Origin of the sequence: Dongia sp., assembly GCF_041910485.1 — a bacterium.
In the GTDB taxonomy this organism is placed as follows: domain Bacteria; phylum Pseudomonadota; class Alphaproteobacteria; order Dongiales; family Dongiaceae; genus Dongia.
On sequence record NZ_JAYRQR010000026.1, the window covers coordinates 158671 to 182802 of the forward strand.

The window sequence follows — 24132 nt, forward strand, 5'->3', positions numbered from 1 at the left end:
ATTGGATAATTGGTCCCATATTGGAACTATTTTTGCCGCCCGGAGCGATGTCGCGAGTCTGAAAGATCTCGATCTGACCTGTCGGATAAATAATAAGTCAGTTTTAATGTCCTAAACGGCCATTTCGTCATTGCTCTGACAAATGAGGGTGTTATGGTGGCCGGCCTTCGCGGGTGCGAAGGTTTCCCCAGGAGAGGGCGCCATGGCCGAAAAGTTGCTGAAATTCGTTTCCGTCACCCGGGCCATGCCGGAAAAGCGCCAGGCAACCGAGCGCCGCGCCGATTTCGGCGAGATCTATACCGAGTTCGCGGCCAAGGCCGCCCAGGTGCAGGCCAGCCGCTGCTCGCAATGCGGCGTCCCCTTCTGCCAAGTGCATTGCCCGCTCAACAACAACATCCCCGACTGGCTGAAGCTGACCGCCGAGGGCCGGCTGGAGGAGGCCTATGAAATCTCCTCGGCCACCAACACCTTTCCCGAGATCTGCGGCCGCATCTGCCCGCAGGACCGCCTGTGCGAAGGCAATTGCGTCATCGAACAATCGGGCCACGGCACCGTCACCATCGGCGCCATCGAAAAGCATGTGACCGACACGGCTTTCGAGATGGGCTGGGTGCAGCCGGTGAAGCCCACGCGCGAGCTCACGCTATCGATCGGCATCATCGGTGCCGGACCCGCTGGTCTTGCCGCCGGCGAAGCGCTGCGTCGCAAGGGTTATCAGGTGACGATCTATGACCGTTATGACCGGGTAGGCGGCCTCCTCGTCTATGGCATTCCCAATTTCAAGCTGGACAAGCAGGTGGTCGCCCGGCGCGAGCGCCTGCTGCGCGAAAGCGGCATCAAGTTCGAGCTCAATATCGAGATCGGGCGTGACATCAGCCTGGATGAACTCCGCGCGCGCCACGATGCGGTCTTGATCGCAACCGGCGTCTACAAGGCGCGCGATCTCGCGGCCCCCGGTTCGGGCGCCAAGGGCATCGTGCCGGCCCTCCAATATCTCACCGCCGCCAACCGCGACGGGCTCGGCGATCAGGTGGCCGAGATTGCGGGCGGTGAACTCAACGCCAAGGGCAAAAACGTCATCGTCATCGGCGGCGGCGACACGGCGATGGACTGCGTGCGCACGGCCATCCGCCAGGGCGCCAAATCGGTGAAGTGCCTCTATCGCCGCGACCGCGCCAACATGCCGGGCTCGCAGCGCGAAGTGCAGAATGCCGAAGAAGAAGGCGTCGAGTTCATCTGGCAATCGGCCCCCGCCGCCTTCCTCGACGATGAGTTGGGCAAGGTGAAAGCCGTGCGCGCCGAGCGCATCCATCTGGGCCTTGCCGATGCCAGCGGCCGACAGACACCGCGCATCATCGAAGGCTCTGCCTTCGACATGCCGGCGGAACTGGTGGTGAAGGCGCTGGGCTTCGAGCCCGAGGATCTGCCGCAGCGTTTGAAGTCCCCGGCCCTCTCCGTCACCAAGGGCAATACGGTGCGCGTCAACTGGCGCAATTTGTCCACCACCATCCCCGGCGTCTTCGCGGCGGGCGACATCGTGCGCGGTGCCTCGCTCGTCGTCTGGGCGATCCGCGACGGCCGCGACGCCGCCGCCGGGATCGACGCCTATTTGCAGGAAACAGCCGCGCGTAAGGCCGCGGCGGAATAAGGAGGGCCGACGACATGTCCCAGGAAATCGAGCTCTTCCGGAAGAACGCCGCGCATCTCAATGCGACGGGCATGTATGACCCGGCCGATGAAGGCGATGCCTGCGGCGTCGGCCTTATCGCAGCCCTCGACGGCAAGCCGCGGCGCGAAGTCGTCCTCATGGGCATCGAGGCGCTGAAATCCGTCTGGCATCGCGGGGCTGTCGATGCCGACGGCAAGACCGGCGACGGCGCCGGCATCCATGTGCAGATTCCGCATGCTTTCTTCGAGGATTTCATCCGCCGCGCCGGGCAGACCTTGCAGGCGGGGAAGTTCGCGGTCGGGCAGATCTTCCTGCCGCGCAACGATCTGGGCAAACAGGAGAGCTGCCGCGTCATCGTCGAGCAGGAAATCCTCAATGCCGGCTACACGATCTATGGCTGGCGCCAGGTGCCGATCGACATTTCGATCATCGGCGAGAAGGCCAATGCGACACGGCCCGAGATCGAGCAGATCATGATCGCCAATGCGCGCGGCGTCAGCGAGGAAGAGTTCGAGACCGACCTCTACATTATCCGCCGCCGCATCGAGCGCGCGGCCGTGGCGGCGCAGGTGCCGGAACTTTACATCTGCTCCCTCTCCTGCCGGTCGGTCATCTACAAGGGCATGTTCCTCGCCGAACAGCTCACCTCCTTCTATCCCGATCTCCTCGACGAGCGTTTCGTTTCCAACTTCGCCATCTATCACCAGCGTTATTCGACCAACACCTTTCCGACCTGGAGCCTCGCCCAGCCCTTCCGCGTCATTGCCCATAACGGCGAGATCAACACGCTGAAAGGCAATGTCAACTGGATGAGCGCCCATGAGACACGGCTCTATTCCAGCGTCTATGGCGACCGCATGGCGGATCTCAAACCCGTCATCCAGGCGGGCGGATCGGATTCGGCGCAGCTCGACAATGTGTTCGAGATTCTCACCACCCATGAGCGGCCGCTGCCGATGGTGAAAAGTCTGCTCATTCCCGATGTCTGGGACGGGCGCGTGACCATGCCGCAGAACATCAAGGACATGTTCTCTTACTGCAATTCGGTGATGGAGCCCTGGGACGGACCAGCCGCCATTTGCGGCTTTGCCGGCACCTGGGTTGTGGCAGGGCTAGACCGCAACGGTCTGCGGCCGTTGCGTTATGCGATCACCGAGGACGGCATCCTGGTCGCGGGGTCCGAAACCGGCATGGTGCGCCTCGACGAGACGCGGTTGAAGACCAAGGGCCGCCTGGGGCCGGGGCAGATGCTGGCGCTCGATCTCGCCGAAGGCAGGCTCTACGACAACAATTCGATCCTGGACAAGTTGGCAGCGACCGCCGACTTCTCCGCCTGGGTCAAGAACATCACCGTCATCGACGATCTCATCAAGAAGAAGCGCGGCGAGCCCGCGATCTTCGAGAAGGATTATTTGCGCCGCCGCCAGGTCGCGGCCGGCCTCACGATGGAGGATATGGAAGTCGTCCTTCAGCCGATGGTCGAGGAAGCGAAGGAAGCCGTCGTTTCGATGGGCGATGATACGCCCCTGGCGGTTCTGTCCGACCGCTATCGCGGCCTTCACCAATTCTTCCGGCAGAATTTCAGCCAGGTCACGAACCCGCCGATCGACTCGCTTCGCGAAAAGCGGGTGATGAGCCTGAAGACGCGATTGGGCAATCTCGGCAACGTGCTCGATCAGGATGAAAGCCAGTGCCGTCTGCTGCAGCTCAACAGCCCGGTTCTCACCACCGCCGAATTCCAGGCCATGCGCGCCTATATGGGCGAGAGTGTCGCCGAGATCGACTGCACCTTCGATGTCACCGGCAATGACAATGCGCTGCGCGAAGCCATCCAGCTCATTCGCCGTCAGGCCGAGGATGCGGTGCGCGGTGGGGCGACACATCTCATTCTCTCCGACGAGCATGTGAGCACCACGCGCGCGGCGATCCCCACCATTCTCGCCACGGGTGCCGTGCATGTGCATCTGCTGCGCCAGCAGCTCAGGACCTTTACCAGCCTCAATGTGCGGTCGGGCGAATGTCTCGATGTGCATCATTTCGCCGTGCTCATTGGCGTCGGCGCCACCACCGTCAACGCCTATGTCGCGGAGGCCGCCATCGAAGACCGCCGCAAGCGCGGCCTCTTCGGCGATTTGACGCTTGAAGCCTGCCTCGACAATTACCGCTCTGCTGTCGACCAGGGCCTTCTTAAAGTCATGTCGAAGATGGGGATCTCGGTTATCTCCTCCTATCGCGGCGGCGCCAATTTCGAGGCGCTGGGCCTCTCGCGCACGCTGGTCGCCGAATATTTCCCGTCGATGCCGAGCCGCATTTCCGGGATCGGCATGACCGGCATCCAGCACCGCGTGGTCGATCTTCATAAGCGCGCCTGGAACGAGGCGGTCGTGGCACTGCCCGTCGGCGGCTTCTACAAGTTCCGCAAATCCGGCGAGACCCATGCCTGGGCGCCGGAACTGATCCACACGCTGCAGACGTCGGTGTCGACCGAATCCTACCAGACCTTCAAGCGCTATTCGGAGGCGGTTGCCAAGCTGCCGCCGGTCGCCATCCGCGATCTGCTCGATTTCGTGCCGGGGACCACGGCCATTTCGACCGACGAGGTCGAAAGCATCACCGAGATCCGCAAGCGCTTCGTCACCCCCGGCATGAGCCTCGGGGCACTCGGACCGGAGGCGCACGGCACGCTCAACATCGCCATGAACCGCATCGGCGCCAAATCGGATTCCGGCGAAGGCGGCGAGGACCCGGCGCGGTTCCGCCCGCAGCCCAATGGCGACAATGCGAATTCCGCGATCAAGCAGATCGCCTCTGGCCGCTTTGGCGTCACGGCGGAATATCTGGTCAATTGCCGCGAGATCGAGATCAAGGTGGCGCAAGGGGCGAAGCCCGGCGAGGGCGGGCAGCTGCCGGCCTTCAAGGTGACGCTGGAGATCGCGAAGCTCCGCCATGCGACACCGGGCGTGTCGCTCATTTCGCCGCCGCCGCATCACGACATCTATTCGATCGAGGATCTGGCGCAGCTCATCTATGACCTCAAACAGATCAACCCGGAGGCCAAGGTCTGCGTGAAGCTGGTGGCCCGCTCCGGCATCGGCACCATCGCCGCCGGTGTCGCCAAGGCCAAGGCCGACGTCATCCTGGTTTCCGGCCATGTCGGCGGGACCGGCGCCTCGCCCCATACCAGCATCAAATATGCCGGCATCCCGTGGGAAATGGGCTTGGCGGAAGTGCATCAGGTGCTGACGCTCAACCGCCTGCGCCACCGCGTGAAGCTCAGGACCGACGGCGGCATCAAGACGGGCCGCGACGTGGTCATTGCCGCGATCCTGGGTGCCGAGGAATTTGGCATCGGCACGGCGTCCCTCGTCGCGATGGGTTGCATCATGGTGCGGCAGTGCCATTCCAACACCTGCCCCGTCGGCGTCTGCACCCAGGATTCCGCCTTGCGCGCGAAATTTACGGGGACACCGGAGAAGGTCGTCAACCTCTTCAGCTTCATCGCCGAGGAAGTGCGCGAGATCCTGGCGCAGCTGGGTGTGAAGACCTTGAACGAGGTGATCGGCCGCACGGAGCTCATCGAGCAGGTGAGCCGCGGCGCCGCCGATCTTGACGATCTCGATTTGAATCCGCTGCTCTCGCAGGCAGATCCCGGCAACGAAGCGCGCTATTGCACGCTGGAAGGCCGCAACGAAGTGCCGGACACGCTGGATGCACGCATGGTGACGGATGCCGCGGCCTTGTTCCAGGCCGGCGAGAAGATGCAGCTCCAATACAATATCCGCAACACGTTCCGCGCCATCGGCACGCGGCTTTCCTCGCACATCACCAAGCGCTTCGGCATGAGTGGGCTGAAGCCCAACCATCTGACCGTGCGCCTGCGTGGGTCCGCCGGCCAGTCGCTCGGTGCCTTCGCGGTGCAGGGGCTGAAGCTCGAAGTCTTCGGCGATGCCAATGATTATGTCGGCAAGGGATTGTCGGGTGGGACCATCGTGGTACGGACCCTGCCCTCCTCGCCCTTGGAGAGCAACCGCAACACCATCATCGGCAATACGGTGCTCTATGGTGCGACGGCCGGCAAGCTCTTCGCCGCGGGGCAAGCGGGTGAGCGTTTCGCCGTCCGCAATTCCGGCGCCGATGTAGTGATCGAAGGCTGCGGTTCCAACGGCTGCGAATACATGACCGGCGGCACCGCGGTGATCTTGGGTCCCGTCGGCGACAATTTCGGCGCCGGCATGTCGGGCGGCATGGCCTTCGTCTATGACGAAGACGGCCGCTTCCCCTTGCGCGTCAATGCCGAGACCGTCATCTGGCAGCGCCTGGAAAGCCCGCATTGGGAGGGCCGCCTCAAGGCACTCATCGACGAACATGCCGCCGAGACCCAGTCGAAATGGGCCGGCAGCATCCTTAACGACTGGGCCGAGGAGCGGCAGAAATTCTGGCAGATCGTGCCGAAGGAAATGCTCGACAAATTGGGCCAGCCGCTCAGCGACAAACCCTTGAGCGATCAACCGGCAAAGCCCACGGCCAAGAAGGCGAAGTAGGATCATGGGCAATCGCTATGGCGACGTTCCCTTGCGTTGCCGGGCGGTAGCGGCGGCGATCATTGCCGGCACGGGACCGGCCGCCAAAATCCTGGCCCTGCGCCGGGCCGGCGAGGTCGCGGGCGGTGCCTGGGGATTCGTCACCGGCAGCATCGAGCCGGGCGAGACGGCAACCGAAGCCGTGCGGCGCGAAATCGCCGAGGAGACCGGCATTCGGGCGGCCGCGCTCTACACCAGCGGCCTCACCGAGACCTTCTATTTCGCGCCCGACAATGTGGTCGAGCTGATGCCGATCTTCGTCACCTTCGTAGCACAGGAAGTGCCGGTCGTGCTCGATCACGGCAGCGACGCCTTCGAATGGTGCACGCGCGAGCGGGCCCTCTCCTTGTTCAGCTTTGCCGGCCAGCGCCGCGCGGTCAGCGATATCTGGCATGATTTCGTCGAGCGGCCGCCGGCACCTTTCCGAGCCGTGCCATGATGCGCCCCATCGTCATCATTCCGGGTCTCGGCAATTCCGGCCCGCTGCATTGGCAGCGCTTGTGGCAGGCTGAACTCGGCAACAACGCCCGGATGGTCGAACAGGATGATTGGGACCGGCCCAACATCGCCGATTGGGTGGCGCGGCTCGACCGGGTCATCGCCGATCTGCCGGTACCGCCGGTCCTCGTCGCGCACAGCCTCTCCTGCGCCCTGGTCGCGCATTGGGTGGCGAAGGCGGCGCGCGCGGTGGCCGGCGCCCTGCTGGTGGCACCGGCCGATGTCGATTCCGATACGCACACGCCACCGGAAACGCGCAGCTTCCGCCCGATGCCCATGAGCCGCTTGCCCTTTCCCAGCACCGTCGTCGCCAGCGGCGACGACCCTTATGTCGCGCGTGCGCGGGCGCAGGCCTTCGCTTTGGCCTGGGGCAGCCGCTTTGTCGATATCGGTGCCGCCGGCCATATCAACACGGCCTCCGGCTTCGGCGAATGGCCGCTCGGCCGACTGCTGCTGGGCGAACTCGCCCGCTAACGCAGGCTCAGCGTTTCGCCGCGCGGCCGATGGCGCAGCGGTGCATCGAGCGACACGGCATGAACGATCCGCCAGCGCCCGATCTCACCCGGTGGCGAGCGGCGCAGCGTGTAGGCGCAGGCGATGTTGCGCATTTCCTGGCCGCGCCCGTTGCAGAAGGACCAGACCGCCTCGGCCCGCGCAAAGTCATGCGAGAGGGCCGTGAGCGACAGGGCAGCAAGGCTTGCGGAAACCAGACCCTGATGACGGTATTCAAGGAAGGTGCGGGCAAGGGCCGCGCGCAGCTCGCCTCTGGCTGAAAAGCTGCCGCTTCCTTCCGGCGCACTCAGCAGGCAGGGAAGATCGAACTGTCCCGCCAGTTGATCCGCGTCGAAATCGAGCATGCCGGAATCGTAGGATTTGAAGAAAAGCTGCAGCTCGCTGCGGGCATCGCCCACCGGTTGCGGTTGCAGCAGCGTTTGCGATCGGTGGCGCTGGGCAGCAGCGCCTGCATGGTTCATCAACATGATGTCTGACCTTGGCTGCGGAAGGCGCGGAACGGAAAGCGCATTCCCATCGTCTTTGGAAAAGGCGCCGCAGCGAAGGCTGGTCTCGATCGGGAGAAATCGCGACGAGGAAGCTTTGCGGGCGCGTCAACGGGCCCGGCCTGAACGGATCAGGCCGGGGTGCTAATTCGCGCGATGAACGCGCTGTGGCGCCACGAGGTCATGAGGGGACTTTAACAAAGCAGCGGATTAGGTCAAGTTGATCGCTTGCATGACCAGCTTGCCGACCATGATCCCGAAAATATCCTTTCATTTCGTCCGCCACGGGGAAACCGACTGGAACCGCGCCGGGCGCCTGCAAGGCTGGGCCGACATTCCCTTGAATGCGCGGGGCGAAGGCCAAGCGGAAAGCCTGGCTGCGATCCTCGCCCAAAGCGGCGACCGCTTCGGCTTTGCGAGCATTGCCGCCTCGCCCCTCTTGCGGGCGCGGCGCACGGCCGAGATTCTCAACGGATCGCTTGGCCTCGAGATCCATTTCCTCGACGATCTGCGCGAGATCGACGTGGGGCCGATGGCCGGCGAAACCGCGAACGGCTGGTTTCCGGCCTGGCGCGCCGGCACCAATCGCGATGGCGTCGAGACGTTCGACGCTTTTACCCATCGCATCGCGCGGGGCTTGCGCGCGGCCCTTGCCTTGCCGGGGCCGGTCCTCATCGTCGCGCATGGCGGTGTCGTCTGGGCGCTGGAGCGGTTGATGGGCCTGCCGGTCGGGCAGGAGATCGCCAACACGACGCTGGTCCATTTTGACCCCACGGGCGGTGCGTGGCGCGCCGATATCCTCCACGGCGGGCTTGAAGGCGCCGCATGATCGAACCGACGCTGCTCGACGCCTTTCCCATCCTGCACGATCTCGACCCCGACGCCGTGCGGCGCCTCACTGCCGAAGCACAGCCCGTCGCCGCACCGGCGGGCAGCATCCTCGCGCGGCCAGGCGAAGCGTTGCCGCATTTCGTCCTGCTGACGCGGGGGACCGTCAAGGTGCGGGGCCTGAGCCAAGGCGGGCGCGAGATCGTGCTCTACCGTGTCACCCCCGGCGAGACCTGCGTTCTGTCGGCGGCGGCTCTCCTCGGCGATCTCGCGCTCGGTGCCGAATTGGTGGCGGAGACCGATATCGCCGGCTTCGCCCTGCCGCAGGCGCTCTTCAACCGCCTCACGGCGGAAAGCACTGCCTTTCGCAAACTGATCTTCGCCACGCTCGCCACCCGGCTTTCCGATATCGTGGCCCTTCTCGAGGACGTCGCCTTCCGCCGCATCGATGCGCGCCTTGCCGCCTATCTCCTCGGCAAGGGTACGGGCAGCCAGGCGCTGACGCATCAGGAGATCGCTGCCGAACTCGGCACCGCGCGCGAGGTGGTGAGCCGGCAGCTCAAAGAATTCGAGCGCCGCGGCTGGGTGCGCCTGGCACGCGGCGAGGTCGAGATCCGCGACCGGGACGCCTTGTCGCAGCTCGACGCCCAGGGCTGAGTGACCAAGTCACCGACATTGCATCCAACGCTTCCTAAGATTGAGGATATCGGCTCAATCTTGGAGGGATTTCACCATGCAGAAGAATGTCGGCGGCATCGACCGGGCCTTGCGCGTCATCGTCGGCCTCGTCCTCATCGCCCTTGTCTTCGTCGGCCCGCAATCGCCTTGGGGCTGGGTCGGGATCATCCCGCTCGCCACGGCGCTCATCGGCTATTGCCCGGCCTACCGGCTGATCGGGCTCAATACCTGCGGCCTCCGCAAGGGCTGAAAACGGGGTTCAATAACGCGCTTGTGGGGGCGAAACGGGAGCGGCACCATAGATTCGATTTCCGAGTCGTTTTCCCGGTGCCATGAATGGATCCGCAGGCGCCTAAGGTACTGAAAAAGCTTACGCTCAACACCGGAGCGCTGCGTCGGCTGGCCGAAGTCCATCGCAATTGGCGCCTGGGCCGGGTCAACGGCCAGCGCCTGATGTTGAGCGAGTGCGACCTTTCCAAACTCGATCTCAGCCACATGGACTTCACCGACGCCTATATGGTGCGGTGCAATCTCGAGCGGACCGCGCTCCGCGGCACCATCTTCCGGGGGGCGATCCTGACCGGCTCGGTCTTCGATGAAGCCGACATGACGGGTGCCAATTTCGAGCGTGCCGACATGCGCGGGGCCGTTTTCCACGGCAGCGACATGACGCGGACCGCCCTCTCCGCCGCCGACCTCCGGCAGGATTTCACCCAGCGCACGGGGAAGGATGCCAATTGGGACGAGGCGCCCGCCTGCCGTTTCCGTGGCGCCAAGCTCGCCCAATCCATCTTCAAGGACGCCAAACTCGTCAGCGTCGATTTTTCCGGCGCTTACCTGCTGGAGACGGATTTTTCCGGCGCCGACCTCCGGCGCAGCAATTTCTCGGCCGCCGAACTGCAATCGGTGCGCCTGACGCAGGCCGAGCTCGAACAGGCCGATTTCAGCCATGCCTCGGTCGATCAGGCGACCCGCGACCAGGTGCGTGCCGCGCAATTGCCGGTGGGCTCAGCCCCGCGCCTCAGCGACGACGAGGTGCGCGAGCGCCTGGGCCAGCATGCGCGCTGGGTCGATACGCTGGGCCAGGCGGGCCAGCGCTTGGAACTGGAAGGCTTCGATCTTTCGGGCCTCGATCTCAGCCGCACCAATCTCGCCGCCGCGAAACTGGTGGGGTGCCGCCTCACCCGCGCCAATCTGAAACGCGCCTGGCTGCTCGCCGCCGATCTCAGCGGCGCCAATTTGAGCGACGTCGATGCAAGCGGCGCCGATCTGCGCGGCGCCGATTTCAGCAATGCACACCAGCGCGGGCTGGAAACGAACGAGGCGAAAACCGGCGAGATTCCGGGCCTGCCCATTTCCACGCGCGGCCTCAGGGACTGACCGCCAAAAAGAACGCCCGCGGGAGAGGCTCACCGCGGGCGTTTCGATTTTTGTTTTCGCCGATTGAGTTCCGGCTTAGCGCCGTTCGACCATCAGCTTCTTGATTTCACCGATCGCCTTCGCGGGATTGAGACCCTTGGGGCAGGTCTTGGTGCAGTTCATGATGGTGTGGCAGCGATAGAGGCGGAACGGATCCTCGAGCGCATCGAGACGCTCGCCGGTCGCCTCGTCGCGCGTGTCGGCGATCCAGCGATAGGCCTGCAGCAGGATGGCCGGGCCCAGATAGCGGTCGCCGTTCCACCAATAGCTGGGGCAGGAGGTCGAGCAGGAGAAGCATAGGATGCATTCCCACAAGCCATCGAGCTTGGCGCGTTCCTGCGGCGATTGCAGGCGTTCGCGCGTCTGCGGCGGCGTGTCCGACTTGAGCCACGGCTCGATCGTTTCGTACTGCGCGAAGATATGGGTGAGATCGGGCACCAGATCCTTCACCACCGGCATGTGCGGCAGCGGATAGATCTTCACGTCGCCCTTCACCTCGGCAATGAACTTGGTGCAGGCAAGCGTGTTGGTGCCGTCGATGTTCATGGCGCAGGACCCGCACACACCTTCGCGGCAGGAGCGGCGGAAGGTGAGGGTCGAATCGATCTCGTTCTTGATCTTGATGATCGCGTCCAGGATCATCGGCCCGCAGGTATCGAGGTCGACTTCGTAGGTGTCGACGCGCGGGTTGGCGCCGGTATCCGGGTCCCAGCGGTAGATCTTGAAGTTCTTGACGTTCTTCGCCCCCGCGGCAGCCTTCCAGGTCTTGCCGATGGTGGGCTTCGAATTCGCTGGCAGTGTCAGTTCGGCCATGATGGCGGTCCTTAGTACACGCGGGCTTTGGGCGGGAAGACCTGAACGTCATTGCTCAAGGTCGTCATGTGGACGGGGCGGTAATCGAGCGTCACCTTGCCGGCTTCGTCGATCCACGAGATCGTGTGCTTCATCCACTTTTCATCGTCGCGGTTCGGGAAATCCTCACGCGCCTGGGCGCCGCGGCTTTCCTCGCGGTTGAGCGCGGATTCGATCGAAACCAGCGCCTGGTACATGAGGTTGTCGAGTTCCAGCGTCTCGACGAGATCGCTGTTCCAGATGAGCGAACGGTCCTCGACCTTGACCCGGTGGCGCTGGCCGTAGACGTCGCGGATCTTGTCGACGCCTTCCTTCAGCGTCTTCCCCGTACGGTAGACCGCGCAGTCGTTCTGCATGATCTTCTGCATGTCGAGGCGCAGCTTCGCGGTCGGAATATCGCCCTTCGCGTTGCGCAGGCGGTCGAGGCGCTCAAGCGCCTTGTCGCCGGCATCCTTCGGCAGGTTGCGGTGCTTCTCGCCGGTTTTGATAATTTCTGCGGCACGGATCGCGGCCGAGCGGCCGAAGACCACGAGATCCAAGAGCGAATTGGAACCGAGGCGATTGGCGCCGTGGACTGAGACGCAGGCCGCCTCGCCGATCGCCATCAGGCCCGGGACCACCGCATCCGGGTTGCCGTCCTTCTTGGTGACGACTTCGGTGCGATAGTTGGTGGGAACGCCGCCCATATTGTAATGACAGGTCGGCAGAACCGGGATCGGTTCGCGCGTCACATCGACGCCGGCGAAGATGCGCGCCGTCTCGGCGATGCCGGGCAGGCGTTCGTGAATGATCTTCGGATCGAGATGTTCGATGTGCAGATGGATATGGTCCTTATGCTGGCCTACGCCGCGGCCTTCGCGGATTTCCATCGTCATGGCGCGGGACACAACATCGCGCGACGCAAGATCCTTGGCCGACGGCGCATAGCGTTCCATGAAACGCTCGCCCGCCGAATTGGTGAGATACCCGCCTTCGCCGCGCACACCTTCGGTGATGAGGCAGCCGGCGCCATAAATGCCGGTCGGGTGGAACTGGATGAATTCCATGTCCTGGAGCGGGAGGCCGGCGCGGAGCGCCATCGCGTTGCCGTCGCCCGTGCAGGTATGGGCCGAGGTCGCCGAGAAGAAGACGCGGCCGTAACCGCCGGTCGCCAGCACCACGAGCTTTGCATGGAAGCGGTGGATGGTGCCGTCATCGAGGTTCCAGGCGACGACACCGACGCAAGCGCCCTCTTCATCCATGATGAGGTCGAGGGCGAAATATTCGACGAAGAATTCGGCGCGGTGCTTCAGCGCCTGCTGATAGAGCGTGTGCAGGATGGCGTGGCCGGTACGGTCGGCGGCGGCGCAGGTGCGCTGCGCGATGCCCTTGCCGTATTCGGTCGTCATGCCGCCGAAGGGGCGTTGATAGATCTTGCCGGCCTCGGTGCGGCTGAAGGGGACACCGTAATGCTCAAGCTCGATGATCGCGGGTACCGCCTCGCGGCACATATATTCGATGGCATCCTGGTCGCCGAGCCAGTCGGACCCCTTGACCGTGTCGTACATGTGCCAGCGCCAATCGTCCGGGCCCATATTGCCGAGCGAGGCGGAGATGCCGCCCTGCGCCGCAACAGTGTGCGAGCGGGTCGGATAGACCTTGGAGATGCAGGCGGTTTTGAGACCTTTTTCCGCCATGCCGAAGGTGGCGCGAAGACCCGCACCGCCGGCGCCGACCACGACCACGTCATAGACGTGATCGACGAAGGGATAGGCGGTGCCGTTGATGTGGGGCGCGCTATTTGCTGTTTCAGCCATGATGCTTCACTTCTTCAAATGTCGGCTCAACCGGCGAAGGCGATCACCAGCAGGGTGACGATCGCCGCCACGACCAGGGCGACGCCGCCCATCGGCAGCAGGATCATCAGGATGAGCTTGGTGGGCTGCGCGTGGATGTAATCCTCGACCACGACCTGCAGCCCCAGGACCGCGTGATAGACGGTGATGAGGATGGTGAGGCCAAGAGCGCCCAGCGTGAACGGGCTGGAGAGCCACTGGCTGACCACCGCGTAATCAGCGCCTGCATTGCAGACCAGCGAGGCGACGAGCCACAGGCTCAACGGAATGAGTGCCAGGGCCGACATGCGCTGTGCCCACCAATGATGGACACCTTCATGCGCCGAGCCGAGGCCGCGCGCTTGACCCAAGCGCGAGCGGAGCGAGTTTGACGAGCCAGCCATCACAGCGCCCCCATCTGGAAGTAGCCGATGACCCAGGCGGCGATGGTCAGGACCGCCGTGCCGATGAGGACGGCATAGCCGGACTTGGTCGCGGCGGGCAGTTCGAAGCCGAAGCCCGCATCCCAGGCTAGGTGACGGATGCCGTTCAGCAGATGATAGAAGAACGCAACCGACCAGCCGAAAAGCAGGATGCGGCCAATGAACGAGCCGTTGAAATCCTGCAGGCGGTCGAAGCTTTCAGCGCCGTGAGCGGCGGCCAGGAGCCAGCACAGCAGATAGAGCACGCCGGCGCTGAGCGCGATGCCGGTGAAGCGGTGCAGGATCGAGGTGAAAGAGGTGAGCTGCGGCTTGTAGACCTGCAGATGTGGGCTGACTGGTCTAAGGTGGCGTTTGACGCCGGAGGACTGGCTTTCGGCCATGATGTTTCCCGTCCGATACCTTGCGCCCCTTTTACGCAACCAGGCGCAAGCTGGTTTGCCTAGAGGAACCTGCCCAAATCTCCCCGACAGGCTCCCTGGGTCTGGGGCCCCTTTGGATCGGGACCCGCTGCTTCTGCACTGCAGCAGAAAGCGTGATCTTGATACTGAATTGTTACCGTACCGTCAACGAAAGCAAACCGATAGCGACCTGTTTGCGCTTACCCGCGCCGCTTCATCAGAACGGCATAATCCAGGTCCAAAACGACGCTTTCGGGATATTTTCCTGCCGAATCCGGCCCCGGATAGTCTGCGCACGGGTGATCCTTGGTGGCGATGGTCCGAAGACGCAGGGCACCTATGTCTTTTCGGCCCGGAATCTCGATCTTCTCCAGCACTTCGGACCAGGCATAGATCGTGTCACCAGCAAAGCTGGGATTCACATGGCGCCCGCCATTGATGGCGGCGATGCGGAAGGCGTTGGCAAGGCCGTTGAATGAGAGCGCCCGCGCCAGGCTGATGATGTGCCCACCATAGATGAGGCGGCGGCCGAAACGCCCCTGCCCCTCGGTATGCTGGTTGAAATGCACCTTGGCATTGTTCTGGTAGAGCCTGGTTGCCGTCATGTGATCGGATTCTTCCAGGGTCATGCCGTCGACATGGTCGATCTTCTCGCCCTTCTCGTAATCGTCCCACAGGAAGGGGGAACCGGCGAGTTCGTCATCATAGGCGGCAAGGTCGAGCTCGGACGGCACCTCGAACTCGCTCACGTCGAGTGTGGGCGGCAGCTGCGGCAGATGCGCCTCGGGTGCCGGTGCCAGGCGATCGCGCTTACGGACCATCACCCAGCGCACATAATCGAGCACCACTTCGCCCGCCTGGTTGCGGCCGACCGAATGCACATAGACGATGCCGGTTTCGTGGTTCGAGTTTTCCTTGAGGCCGATCACCTTCGATTGCGCGATGATCGTGTCGCCGGGATAAAGCGGCACGCCGAACTTCCCCACCGCGTAGCCCAGATTGGCAACGGCATTGAGCGAGATATCCGCGACCGTGCGCCCGAAGATGAGGTGGAAGGCCAGCAAATCGTCGATCGGCGCACCGGCAAAGCCGATGCTCTGCGCGAAACTGTCGGACGACGGCAGCGCAAAGCGCGACCCGGTGAGCCCGATATAGAGCGCCACATCCCCTTCCGTCACCGTGCGCGGCACGGCATGAAGAATCTCCTGCCCGAGCTTGAAATCCTCGAAGAAATTGCCTGGGTTGGTTTTCGGTGTGGTCACTGGCAGTCCCCGTTTAGCGCGCCGGGCGCATGAAAGGCGTCGGCCCTAGTCAGGTCCCAGCATATCGCATAGGCTCTGCCGCAGTGCAAACAAGCTGAGCAAAGCAGGCAGCGGAGGCAAGATGACCCGCCACATCCTCATCACCGGCGCGTCGCGCGGCATCGGGCGGGCGGCTGCCATAGAATGCGGCAAGCGCGGCTGGTCGGTCGGCGTCAATTATGCCGGCAATGAAAAGGCTGCTGCCGAAACGGTGAAGGCGGTCGAGGCGGCGGGCGGCAAGGCCATCGCCATCAAGGGCGATGTCTCGGTTGAAAGCGATGTCATCGCCATGTTCGACGCGAGCGAGAAGGCCTTCGGCCCCTTGAATGGCGTCGTCAACAATGCGGGCATCGTGGCGCCGGCCTCGAAGGTCGCCGACATGAGCGTCGAGCGATTGACGCGCATGTTCGCCGTCAACGTGACCGGCGCCTTTCTGGTGGCGCGCGAGGCGGCGCGGCGCATGGGCACCGACCGGGGCCATGCCGGCGGGTCGCTGGTCAATATCTCCTCGGTCGCCTCGCGGCTGGGTTCGCCCAACGAATATGTCGATTATGCGGGCTCCAAGGGGGCGGTCGATGTGATGACCATCGGCCTTTCCAAGGAACTGGCGCCGGCCGGCATCCGCGTCAACGCCATCCGCCCCGGCCTCATCGATACCGAGATCCATGCGAGCGGCGGCGATCCCGGCCGCGCCTTTCGCCTGGCCGTCAACGTGCCGATGGCGCGGCCCGGCCGGGCGGAGGAGATCGCCGACGCGATCCTGTGGCTGCTCTCGGACCAATCCTCCTACGTCACCGGGGCGCTTATCGACGTGAGCGGCGGGCGCTAGGACCGGACGGGCTCAGGAGACGGTCTCTGGGGAAGGTCTCTGGGGACCGTATCGAGACATGATCGGCGTTGCGGGGGCCGGGCGGTTTCCCTAGGCTCTGGCCCGGTTCTGCCTGTCCAAAGGTTTTGCCTGTCCAAACGTCGAGAAGATTGCCGCATCATGCCCATCCTTTCCATCCAGTCGGAGGTCGTTTACGGCCATGTCGGCCACCAGGCCTCGCGCTTCATCCTGGAGCGGATGGGGCATCCGGTCTGGGCAGCGCCGACGGTGCTGTTCTCCAATCACCTCGCCCACAAGACGGTGACGGGGCGCGTCCTTGATGCAGCGCAGGTGCGCGAGCTCATCGACGGGGTGCGGCAGCTCGGCGTACTGGGGAAAGCCAATGCGATCCTCACCGGCTATCTGGGGGCGCCGGAGACGGCCGCCTTAGTTGCCGAAGTGGTGGCGGAGGTGAAGGCCCTGAACCCGCGCGCGCTCTACATCTTCGATCCGGTGATCGGCGACCAGGGCGCCATGTATGTGAAGCCGGAACTGGCCCTCGCCCTTTCCACCATCCTCGTCCCCATCGCCGATGTGCTCTCGCCCAATGTCTATGAGCTGGGGCATTTGACGGGCCAGGAAGTGAACTCCCGCGCGCAGGCGGTGGAGGCGCTGCACGCGCTCGCCAAGCGCACGCAGGCCCGCGCCATCATCGGCACCGGCATACCCGACCCCGACCATCCGGAAGAACTCGCCGTCATCGCGCTGGCGCGGAAATCGCCGGGCGATCAAGGCACGATTTCGATGGCGGTGACGCGCCGCCTGCCGCTCTTCGCCTCCGGCACGGGCGACGCCTTCGCCGCCCTCTTCACCGCCCGCTACATGCGCGACCAGGATCTCAAAGCCGCCATCGACGCCGCGGTGCTGGGCATGAGCCACATCGTCGGCGAGACCGCCGCCACGAATTCCGACGAACTCCGGATCATCGAGACCCAGGACAAGTGGTCGGCGGCACTGGGGCGCTGATCCCTCTTTAATCTTTGTTTTTCCAATGAAATTCGCAATGGCTTGCCTGCAACCAGAAAAGGAACAAAGATAGAACTTTCCACTTCCAAAGATGCGTGATGTGCTGTATTATGCGTAATTACGTAAATCCAAGGAGGCCCTCCCCATGCGTCCGCCCGTCGCCAAACGTCTCGACATTCTCCCCTCCCCATCCGATTCCAAGTCCGAGGCTCTGGAAGAAAAGAAGAAGTTCGCCCAGCACCTGCACAACCAGGGCATCAACCCGGCGCGCTGGACTGAGGCGCACCCGGCGCCCCAGGCCGAGCAGATGACCTATCAGGCGACCGGCCAAAAGCCCCGCGACAATCAGTTTGAGGTCGATGGCAAGCTCTACAATTGGTCACCTTCCGTCACTGCGACCGCAAAACAAACGCAGGCCATCACCGACAGCTACATCGCCGAACGGCGCGGGATCGCGGACCCCAAAGTTACGGGACCGAAGATCGAAGACATCGTCGATATCGCCGAAGTGCCGCTCAAGCACCCTTTTGGCACGCCGCATTTTCGTCGCCCCGCCAATGATGTGAGCGCCGCCAAGGAACATGCAGCACTCCTGCACCATTACGCACAATCGGGCATCGATCCCGACAAAGCCCATCTCGGTGATCCCTTGCCGATGAAGGAACAGGAGCGCTTCAAGGCCCAAATCACCAAGACGCTCCCCGGTGATACGTCGGAGATCAGCGGCCTGCCCATCTTTTACCAAGGCTTCGACGATGGGTGGATCTACAAGGCCAATGAGGCGACGCGTGCGAAGGGAGAAATTAAGGCTGTGGAAAACGAGCCCGCGCTTGCAAATGACGATTACCGTGCGAACCTCGGGGCGGTGGTGCAGCAGAACACGCAAGGCGGCAACTTAGACCAAGGCTCGATTTCTGACGGACCCGACGCGGCGGAAATGGAAAACCGCTTCAATGAAAACGCCCGGTCCCGGATTACCGCTGCTGCAAATCAGGTCGACGCAGTCATATCCGCTATAGAGCGGGCCCAAACAGGCGCGAAGCCAACTGAAGCCGACGTGCCTCTACTATCTCGCATCAAAGATGCATTTGCGCGGGTTGGGATCGAGTTCAATCCGGCAAATGCGAACCTCGATTATGCACGTGAAGTCGCAAAGGCAATCAGACGTTCAGCTTCACTGTCAGGTACGGAGGGGAGTTCGGTTCCATTCCACCAGATCGTTCAAAGCCAGAATGTACAATTGGCGCAAGCACTGGTTGGAAGCACGATGGAATGGGGTCGCGTCAAGTATCTTGGACCCAGCCAAGCCATTTCGGCCGTCGCCAAGGCCCCTAGAAATCTAAACCTTGCTCTCGCAATGGCAGCTCCAGTCGCCGCTGCGTATGCCCTTGGCAAAACCGCGCCGGAGATTGCCAAGAAACAGGCCGAAGAGGATGCTGCACCCAATCTATTCTCTCCATATGAAAGCGAAGACGGCGCGTTGGTGCACGGGAAGGCGTCGATCTCGTATATGCCTTCCTCGTCGGATATCTTGCAAAGGCTCAGCGCGACAGATGTGCAGCAGATCAATACTGTCTTCTCGAGTCAGGCCTCCACATTCGATCGGTCACTTCCGACCCCGATGTCTTCGGATCAGAAGGCAGATGTCCTGACATCAGGCACCGTTAGCGAAATAGAACTATTCGGACTGCCTATCTATCTTACCGATCCACGCGGCAACGAGCAGACTCAGGATCGAATTGATAAGCTCAAGAGAATGGTGCGCGACAAGCTGATCGAGTGCGGCATGGAGGAGAGCTTTGAATGGGGTGGAAAGATAGAAGATGAAATCTCCAAGAGAGCAAAAGAGCGCTTTGTACCGCAAGGGGAGAGCGGAGTACGCGGCGCGCGCAGAGCCGATTTGAGTTTCAAGGTTAGTTGGTTCGGAAGAACCTATATCATCGACATCAACACGGTCGATGTTCTCAAGAACGGTTCAATGACCAAAGCTGAGCGGATAGCTGCAGAAGGCCTCAGGTTAAACCGCCTTATTCGATTGAGCATAAATGAAACGCTACCCGACAGCCAGAAGCTTGAGGAATATGAAGGAAGAATCGGTACCGTTCCCAAGGGAAAGGACATGAGCGATGATGAATGGGAAGCTGCCGCAAAGGAGTGGGTAGATAGCTTTCTGGACTGCGATGAGCCTCTAGAAGCCGATGTCTACCTCGACCCTGAGTCAAAGCACCCGTGGCCGGGCAAGGAGTAACGAATATGGCCGTTCCAGTGAGAGATTTGGATAGTCACGCGTGGCAGCGACAGCGGGTAGCTGCTGATATTGCGTCGGAGCCAAAGTTCATCGGTGATCATGCCTACCTCCAAACCGCCTATTTGAACTGGGCGGATCTGGACCGGATTGGAAAGGCTGTCCTTACGCAGTTTCCGGAGGCCGTCATTTTCCCCGCCTGCTACAACAATCGCGATCCCAAATATGCACCGCCCGCCTTGGCCGTAGTGCCTATCTACAAAAGCATTGTCGAATGCGCTTTAGACAAGACACATGTGCGCAAACGACGCGTGACGATTCGGTGGCCCTGGGCTGATGAATTTGAAAGCAGGGAGCCAAATATCCTCGCTGGCCGGGTTGCTGCGGACACCACACTGTCGCGTTGGTCGGCGCATCGCAAGATTGGAAGGGTCGTGCATATCGACATCCGCTTTGACGGATACGCGCGTTTTCAAGATATCAAGACCTGGAATGGCGACCCGTATTGGGGAACTCGGCAGTTGGCTGATGGCCGTCGTATAGCTGATCTATTGCCTGAAATCTGGTGCTTTCGAGAAGGTAACAACATGTCTTTGCAATGTGGTTATCAGAAGAGTGAACCGGATGACATCTACTTCGTCGAATCGGTCAAACATATTTGGCGACAGAACACGACTGATATCTATGGGCTGCATGATATCCTCACCGGAGAACTCTGGGACAATAAAGGAAAGAGCTACGAGCGTCGGTATGGCTTTAACGCACTGAAGCATGCCATCGACGGCACGCGCCGCTATGTCGGTATCTCCCCCAACAAAGACTTTACCCGCTTCAGCGCCATCGGCCCGCGGAAAGCACATATCAAGAAGGCAATGGCGACCATCGACAATCCACTCGATTTCGAGTGACCTACAGCAATCCCCATCTGCGCATGCGTTGGCAGGACTTGGCGCCCTGCCTGCTTGATGACGATTTCCACGAGATCATCGAGCGATTGCGCGTCATCTATCCTGAGTTAGTTTTGTTTGCGCGCGCGTTTCACTTTCCAGATCATCGTGAACCGCGCTACGCGACGATGCCGGCGAGATTCTACAAGGACTTCTTGAGTTTCGTAGCCGATCCGTGGGTTGCGGAAGGCGTACGGCCTTTTGGTCTGGCCTTGCGCGTGCCATGGCCGGAAGATTTTTCCAGTGGCGATCCGGAGCGGCTTATTGGTGGAAGAAAACGGCATGCTTACGAAGACGATGTCGCTGGTTATCGCCGATACGGCCGGACCATGTATTTAGGCGGCTCCGTTGGGAGACAAATCGTTTCAGCCAACAGACAAGTAATAGCCGAGATCGCGGGGATTGACGTGAGCCTTGTCCCGGAAATTCGCTACTTCAGTGGCGTTCGAAGCAGAAGTAGTGTCGAGTTCCTCTACGACGCCGACGATGTAGATTGCCAAGACTTCATTCGTAACGTCAGGCTTTGCATGCGCGGCCTGACGACCAGCGTCGAGGCGACTTACGATGTTCTAACGGGAGAGCCATTGTATGCATTCCCGTCTCGACCCACGAGCCTCCGCTGGCTGCAACGCATAGCGCTTGAAGATAATCTCTATACTGGCCCGAGCGGCTATGCGGGACGACGCGTCGAGTTCATGGGACCGCACCCCAAGCTGGTCAAAAAGTGTCGTCTCGAGGCGGGTTTGCCATGTCTACCGAAGACAGACCCACAATCCATCAAAACGCTCAAGCGACCGGAACTGATGGCCCGCATCCGGGCGGACGGCAGCAGGAGATTACCGTCCTCAATTGGACCAGATTGATCCAATAGCGAGAGCTGCAGCCATGAAGCATGCATCGACGAGAGTTCGTGTCTATCTGACGATCAGCTTCTTGCTGAGCCTTTTCCTGTTCCATTTGGGCACCCTGCATAACCCGCAAGGAGAGTTCATCGACCTAGACTCAAACGAACTTGACTGGCGCTACACGACGCTGTTCTTCGCCCTGAACATGATGATGCTTCTGGGCTTGCCGCTCGTCATTGAGATGCTGCTTCTGGTCTGGGCTAGGTTTCGCCGACGACAGACAATGAGCAATCGTCCACGGAGATCGCTTGGTTGGGCGCTGACCGGAAGCGCCGGCGCGGCCCTTGCGATCGGCGCTGTTGCCGCTTACGCCGCTTGGCGTCACGGTCAAGAAGCCAGGGAGACCGTCAGTCTCCTTTTGCACAGTGCCGGCATTTTCTTCGTCCTGATTCTGATGGTCCAGACCATCGTCCACATGATGGCAACCTTCTGTCGGAAACTGCTGGAACGCTAACACGGGCGGCGCAGCCTGATGCTGTCTTCGATGAATCCCGCCTTTTCATAGAAGGTTCGCGCCGTTTCATTGCTTGCGAACACATCGAGCAGCAGTGACGGATAGCCTTGCTCCCGCGCCCAGGCTTCGGCGGCTTGCATCAGTTGGCGCCCGATGCCTTGGCCGCTTGCACTTTCGGTGACGGCGATGATGCTGAGATAGCCGGTTTCGACATCGAGCACGTCGTCGTGGATGGGCTTCATATGGGCGTAGCCGAGGATTTCGCCGCTCGCATTTTCCGCCACGACGAGGCGGCTTTTCGGGTCGGTGTCGGCAAGGGCCGTGTCGGTGAAGCGGCGCTGGAAGCGCTGGAAATCTTCGCGTGTGGCGCCGGGGAGGCTCGCTTCCGCGATCAGGCGATCATCGAGGGCGCGCAAGGCAGCGTGATCGCGCGCGGTTGCGGGGCGTAAAGTGACGGACATGGAAGTTTCAGAATTTGAGGCCCCCTCCCCGACCCTTCCCCTGAAGATCAGGGGAAGGGTGGAAGAGAGAGAAGAGAAGTTGAAGAGGCGTTAAGCCGCTTCGCGCTTCAGATAGTTCTGCGCCAGAACCTCGGCGATCTGCACGGCATTGAGGGCCGCGCCCTTGCGCAGATTGTCGCCGACGATCCACATGGTGATGCCATGCTTCACGGTCGGATCCTTGCGGATGCGGCTGACATAGACATCGTCTTCGCCGGCCACTTCGAGCGGCGTCACATAGCCTTCATCGGCGCGGTGATCGACGACGGTGACACCGGGTGCTGCGCGCAGGGCGGCGCGCACTTCTTCGACCGAAATGTCGCGGTCGAATTCGATGTTGACCGCTTCCGAATGGCCGATGAAGACCGGCACGCGGACGCAAGTCGCCACCACGTTGATGGAGGGATCGAGGATCTTCTTGGTCTCGACCGTCATCTTCCACTCTTCCTTGGTGAAGCCGTCCTGCATGAAGACGTCGATATGCGGAATGACGTTGAAGGCGATCTGCTTGGTGAACTTGGTGCGTTCCAGCGCCTGGTTCATGTAGACGCCGCGCGTCTGGTTGAAGAGCTCGTCCATGCCTTCCTTGCCCGCGCCCGAGACCGACTGATAGGTCGAGACGACGACGCGGTTGATCTTGGCGACATCATGCAGCGGCTTCAGCGCCACGACCATCTGGATGGTCGAGCAGTTCGGGTTGGCGATAATGTTCTTCTTGGTGTAGCCGGCGATCGCCTGCGGGTTCACTTCCGGCACCACCAGCGGCACGTCCGGGTCCATGCGGAAATGGCTGGTATTGTCGATGATGACCGCACCCGCCGAAGCGGCGCGCGGCGCGAACGCGGCCGAGACCTTGGCGCCGGCCGAGGAGAGGACGATATCGGTGCCCTTGAAGTCGAACTTCTCGAGCGCGCGCACCTTGAGGACGTCGTCCTCTCCGAAGGAGATTTCGGAACCGGCCGAGCGCTCGGAGGCGAGCGGAATGACTTCCGAAACCGGGAACTGACGTTCGGCCAGGATCTGCAGCATTTCCCGACCGACATTGCCCGTGGCGCCGACCACGGCTACGCGATAACCCATGATATCCTCACTTCTCTCTTCACGACTGGGGCTCCCCGCACCCGACCTTGGTTACGGGAAGACCGATTAAAAAATGCCCAAAACAAAAAGGCCGCATCTTGATGCGGCCTCTTGGTTCTGGGATGGAAACCCAATGGCCGCGTTTAAACCCCGGTGGTTTTGCCGGTGGTCTTAGTGGCGGTTTTGGTGGTGGCGATGGCGCAAGCGATACGGCCAGCCGGCAGAGCCGACCCCGTCACCCGCTTATGATCCGCACTCATGCGCATCGCCATCGATCCTACAAAATGACGGTCAAACCGTCGAAACGGCGCCCTTTATACCCGGTTCTTGGGGCTTGTCGAGGGAATTTCCGCCGCAGGCGAATCGCCGGAAACCCTGGCGCAACTTTATTGCCGAATGAAAACCGGGTCCCAGAGCAGCGGATTGGCCATCCGGTCGAGGGCCGGGGTCGGCATCGCCTTCGCCACATCCGCCATGCTGGGCAGGGTCGTCACCGGCACCACGGGCTTGTGAATTTCACGCTTGGGCTGCTGCAGGCGCGGCCCCGGCAATTGCTTCGGGTACATGGACACCGAGCCGTAAAGCTCAATCATCTGGGATTTGGGGCAGGGGCAATTGGCCGCCGCCGGCAGGCTGAAGCCCGCCAGCAGCACGATCGTCAACAGGACGGCATTACCAATCGCCCCCAT

General features: G+C 62.0%; 23 protein-coding genes. 14 read left to right on the top strand and 9 right to left on the bottom strand.

From position 1 onward, the window contains the following. Window positions 1–202 precede the first annotated feature (202 nt). Genes ACE3PP_RS08245 through ACE3PP_RS08260 form a run of 4 tightly spaced genes read left to right on the top strand, consistent with a single transcriptional unit; the run spans window position 203 to window position 7221 of the window. Window positions 203–1648: an NAD(P)-dependent oxidoreductase gene (locus tag ACE3PP_RS08245; RefSeq protein WP_374380365.1), complete on the top strand. Its 1446-nt coding sequence runs from the start codon at window positions 203–205 to the stop codon at window positions 1646–1648. 14 nt (window positions 1649–1662) lie between these two features. Further along, the gene (gltB, locus tag ACE3PP_RS08250) at window positions 1663–6210 is read left to right on the top strand and encodes a glutamate synthase large subunit (protein WP_374380368.1); all 4548 of its coding nucleotides are present in this window, start codon (window positions 1663–1665) and stop codon (window positions 6208–6210) included. A gap of 4 nt (window positions 6211–6214) precedes the next feature. Beyond that, window positions 6215–6688: an NUDIX domain-containing protein gene (locus ACE3PP_RS08255; protein ID WP_374380371.1), complete on the top strand. Its 474-nt coding sequence runs from the start codon at window positions 6215–6217 to the stop codon at window positions 6686–6688. Continuing rightward, on the top strand, window positions 6685–7221 hold the full coding sequence (locus tag ACE3PP_RS08260; RefSeq protein ID WP_374380374.1) for an RBBP9/YdeN family alpha/beta hydrolase: 537 nt from the start codon (window positions 6685–6687) through the stop codon (window positions 7219–7221). The genes ACE3PP_RS08255 and ACE3PP_RS08260 overlap by 4 nt, the downstream gene beginning before the upstream one ends. On the opposite strand, the gene ACE3PP_RS08265 is transcribed toward ACE3PP_RS08260, so the two are convergent. Further along, a complete protein-coding gene (locus ACE3PP_RS08265; protein ID WP_374380377.1) occupies window positions 7218–7727 on the bottom strand; it encodes a hypothetical protein in 510 nt (169 codons plus the stop codon). The two genes, ACE3PP_RS08260 and ACE3PP_RS08265, sit on opposite strands and share 4 nt — an antisense overlap. A 250-nt stretch (window positions 7728–7977) precedes the next feature. On the opposite strand from ACE3PP_RS08265, the gene ACE3PP_RS08270 reads away from it, so the two are divergent. The 4 genes from ACE3PP_RS08270 (at window position 7978) to ACE3PP_RS08285 (ending at window position 10631) form a co-directional block, all read left to right on the top strand. After that, complete coding sequence (locus ACE3PP_RS08270) at window positions 7978–8574, top strand: histidine phosphatase family protein (RefSeq protein ID WP_374380380.1); 597 nt, start codon at window positions 7978–7980, stop codon at window positions 8572–8574. After that, window positions 8571–9230 (top strand): Crp/Fnr family transcriptional regulator, encoded by a 660-nt coding sequence (locus ACE3PP_RS08275; protein WP_374380383.1) that lies wholly within the window; start codon window positions 8571–8573, stop codon window positions 9228–9230. Before ACE3PP_RS08270 ends, ACE3PP_RS08275 begins: the two co-directional genes overlap by 4 nt. A 76-nt stretch (window positions 9231–9306) precedes the next feature. Beyond that, on the top strand, window positions 9307–9501 hold the full coding sequence (locus tag ACE3PP_RS08280; RefSeq protein ID WP_374380386.1) for a DUF2892 domain-containing protein: 195 nt from the start codon (window positions 9307–9309) through the stop codon (window positions 9499–9501). 86 nt (window positions 9502–9587) lie between these two features. Further along, window positions 9588–10631 (top strand): pentapeptide repeat-containing protein, encoded by a 1044-nt coding sequence (locus ACE3PP_RS08285; protein ID WP_374380389.1) that lies wholly within the window; start codon window positions 9588–9590, stop codon window positions 10629–10631. Between the two features lie 75 nt (window positions 10632–10706). Here ACE3PP_RS08285 and ACE3PP_RS08290 read toward each other — a convergent pair whose 3' ends face one another. The 5 genes from ACE3PP_RS08290 to ACE3PP_RS08310 form a co-directional block, all read right to left on the bottom strand. Continuing rightward, complete coding sequence (locus ACE3PP_RS08290) at window positions 10707–11483, bottom strand: succinate dehydrogenase iron-sulfur subunit (RefSeq protein WP_374380392.1); 777 nt, start codon at window positions 11481–11483, stop codon at window positions 10707–10709. 11 nt (window positions 11484–11494) lie between these two features. Further along, window positions 11495–13318, bottom strand: a complete 1824-nt coding sequence (sdhA, locus tag ACE3PP_RS08295; protein WP_374380394.1) for a succinate dehydrogenase flavoprotein subunit — start codon at window positions 13316–13318, stop codon at window positions 11495–11497. A gap of 26 nt (window positions 13319–13344) precedes the next feature. Further along, window positions 13345–13740 carry a succinate dehydrogenase, hydrophobic membrane anchor protein gene (sdhD, locus tag ACE3PP_RS08300; RefSeq protein WP_374380397.1) on the bottom strand — a complete coding sequence of 132 codons (396 nt, stop codon included), beginning with the start codon at window positions 13738–13740 and terminating at the stop codon, window positions 13345–13347. Beyond that, window positions 13740–14159 (bottom strand): succinate dehydrogenase, cytochrome b556 subunit, encoded by a 420-nt coding sequence (gene sdhC / locus ACE3PP_RS08305; protein WP_374380400.1) that lies wholly within the window; start codon window positions 14157–14159, stop codon window positions 13740–13742. The genes sdhD and sdhC overlap by 1 nt, the downstream gene beginning before the upstream one ends. 218 nt (window positions 14160–14377) lie before the next feature. Then, window positions 14378–15439, bottom strand: coding sequence for a MaoC family dehydratase (locus tag ACE3PP_RS08310; RefSeq protein WP_374380403.1), 1062 nt, complete (start codon window positions 15437–15439; stop codon window positions 14378–14380). Window positions 15440–15560: 121 nt separating this feature from the next. Between ACE3PP_RS08310 and ACE3PP_RS08315 the strand changes: the two genes are divergently transcribed. The 6 genes from ACE3PP_RS08315 (at window position 15561) to ACE3PP_RS08340 (ending at window position 21863) form a co-directional block, all read left to right on the top strand. Next, window positions 15561–16307 (top strand): SDR family oxidoreductase, encoded by a 747-nt coding sequence (locus ACE3PP_RS08315; protein ID WP_374380406.1) that lies wholly within the window; start codon window positions 15561–15563, stop codon window positions 16305–16307. A 159-nt stretch (window positions 16308–16466) separates the two neighbouring features. Next, the gene (pdxY, locus tag ACE3PP_RS08320; protein ID WP_374380409.1) at window positions 16467–17312 is read left to right on the top strand and encodes a pyridoxal kinase; all 846 of its coding nucleotides are present in this window, start codon (window positions 16467–16469) and stop codon (window positions 17310–17312) included. 145 nt (window positions 17313–17457) lie between these two features. Next, complete coding sequence (locus ACE3PP_RS08325) at window positions 17458–19560, top strand: hypothetical protein (protein ID WP_374380412.1); 2103 nt, start codon at window positions 17458–17460, stop codon at window positions 19558–19560. Between the two features lie 5 nt (window positions 19561–19565). Beyond that, window positions 19566–20465, top strand: coding sequence for a hypothetical protein (locus ACE3PP_RS08330; RefSeq protein WP_374380415.1), 900 nt, complete (start codon window positions 19566–19568; stop codon window positions 20463–20465). Then, window positions 20462–21367 (top strand): hypothetical protein, encoded by a 906-nt coding sequence (locus tag ACE3PP_RS08335; protein WP_374380418.1) that lies wholly within the window; start codon window positions 20462–20464, stop codon window positions 21365–21367. The genes ACE3PP_RS08330 and ACE3PP_RS08335 overlap by 4 nt, the downstream gene beginning before the upstream one ends. 22 nt (window positions 21368–21389) lie before the next feature. Continuing rightward, the gene (locus ACE3PP_RS08340; protein WP_374380421.1) at window positions 21390–21863 is read left to right on the top strand and encodes a hypothetical protein; all 474 of its coding nucleotides are present in this window, start codon (window positions 21390–21392) and stop codon (window positions 21861–21863) included. Here ACE3PP_RS08340 and ACE3PP_RS08345 read toward each other — a convergent pair. The 3 genes from ACE3PP_RS08345 to ACE3PP_RS08355 all read right to left on the bottom strand — a co-directional run bounded on the left by ACE3PP_RS08345 (window position 21860) and on the right by ACE3PP_RS08355 (window position 24132). After that, window positions 21860–22324, bottom strand: a complete 465-nt coding sequence (locus ACE3PP_RS08345; protein WP_374380424.1) for an N-acetyltransferase family protein — start codon at window positions 22322–22324, stop codon at window positions 21860–21862. The two genes, ACE3PP_RS08340 and ACE3PP_RS08345, sit on opposite strands and share 4 nt — an antisense overlap. Before the next feature lie 90 nt (window positions 22325–22414). After that, entirely contained in the window at window positions 22415–23443 is a 1029-nt protein-coding gene (locus ACE3PP_RS08350) for an aspartate-semialdehyde dehydrogenase (protein WP_374380427.1), read from the bottom strand. 386 nt (window positions 23444–23829) lie between these two features. Further along, window positions 23830–24132 carry a hypothetical protein gene (locus ACE3PP_RS08355; RefSeq protein ID WP_374380430.1) on the bottom strand — a complete coding sequence of 101 codons (303 nt, stop codon included), beginning with the start codon at window positions 24130–24132 and terminating at the stop codon, window positions 23830–23832.

Excerpts from the sequence above, each read along its gene's own strand:
- ACE3PP_RS08245 (WP_374380365.1), top strand. The coding sequence starts at position 203 with ATGGCCGAAAAGTTGCTGAAATTCGTTTCCGTCACCCGGGCCATGCCG.
- gltB (WP_374380368.1), top strand. The coding sequence starts at position 1,663 with ATGTCCCAGGAAATCGAGCTCTTCCGGAAGAACGCCGCGCATCTCAAT.
- ACE3PP_RS08255 (WP_374380371.1), top strand. The coding sequence starts at position 6,215 with ATGGGCAATCGCTATGGCGACGTTCCCTTGCGTTGCCGGGCGGTAGCG.
- ACE3PP_RS08260 (WP_374380374.1), top strand. The coding sequence starts at position 6,685 with ATGATGCGCCCCATCGTCATCATTCCGGGTCTCGGCAATTCCGGCCCG.
- ACE3PP_RS08265 (WP_374380377.1), bottom strand. The coding sequence starts at position 7,727 with ATGTTGATGAACCATGCAGGCGCTGCTGCCCAGCGCCACCGATCGCAA.
- ACE3PP_RS08270 (WP_374380380.1), top strand. The coding sequence starts at position 7,978 with ATGACCAGCTTGCCGACCATGATCCCGAAAATATCCTTTCATTTCGTC.
- ACE3PP_RS08275 (WP_374380383.1), top strand. The coding sequence starts at position 8,571 with ATGATCGAACCGACGCTGCTCGACGCCTTTCCCATCCTGCACGATCTC.
- ACE3PP_RS08280 (WP_374380386.1), top strand. The coding sequence starts at position 9,307 with ATGCAGAAGAATGTCGGCGGCATCGACCGGGCCTTGCGCGTCATCGTC.
- ACE3PP_RS08285 (WP_374380389.1), top strand. The coding sequence starts at position 9,588 with ATGGATCCGCAGGCGCCTAAGGTACTGAAAAAGCTTACGCTCAACACC.
- ACE3PP_RS08290 (WP_374380392.1), bottom strand. The coding sequence starts at position 11,483 with ATGGCCGAACTGACACTGCCAGCGAATTCGAAGCCCACCATCGGCAAG.
- sdhA (WP_374380394.1), bottom strand. The coding sequence starts at position 13,318 with ATGGCTGAAACAGCAAATAGCGCGCCCCACATCAACGGCACCGCCTAT.
- sdhD (WP_374380397.1), bottom strand. The coding sequence starts at position 13,740 with ATGGCTGGCTCGTCAAACTCGCTCCGCTCGCGCTTGGGTCAAGCGCGC.
- sdhC (WP_374380400.1), bottom strand. The coding sequence starts at position 14,159 with ATGGCCGAAAGCCAGTCCTCCGGCGTCAAACGCCACCTTAGACCAGTC.
- ACE3PP_RS08315 (WP_374380406.1), top strand. The coding sequence starts at position 15,561 with ATGACCCGCCACATCCTCATCACCGGCGCGTCGCGCGGCATCGGGCGG.
- pdxY (WP_374380409.1), top strand. The coding sequence starts at position 16,467 with ATGCCCATCCTTTCCATCCAGTCGGAGGTCGTTTACGGCCATGTCGGC.
- ACE3PP_RS08325 (WP_374380412.1), top strand. The coding sequence starts at position 17,458 with ATGCGTCCGCCCGTCGCCAAACGTCTCGACATTCTCCCCTCCCCATCC.
- ACE3PP_RS08330 (WP_374380415.1), top strand. The coding sequence starts at position 19,566 with ATGGCCGTTCCAGTGAGAGATTTGGATAGTCACGCGTGGCAGCGACAG.
- ACE3PP_RS08340 (WP_374380421.1), top strand. The coding sequence starts at position 21,390 with ATGAAGCATGCATCGACGAGAGTTCGTGTCTATCTGACGATCAGCTTC.
- ACE3PP_RS08345 (WP_374380424.1), bottom strand. The coding sequence starts at position 22,324 with ATGTCCGTCACTTTACGCCCCGCAACCGCGCGCGATCACGCTGCCTTG.
- ACE3PP_RS08350 (WP_374380427.1), bottom strand. The coding sequence starts at position 23,443 with ATGGGTTATCGCGTAGCCGTGGTCGGCGCCACGGGCAATGTCGGTCGG.
- ACE3PP_RS08355 (WP_374380430.1), bottom strand. The coding sequence starts at position 24,132 with ATGGGGGCGATTGGTAATGCCGTCCTGTTGACGATCGTGCTGCTGGCG.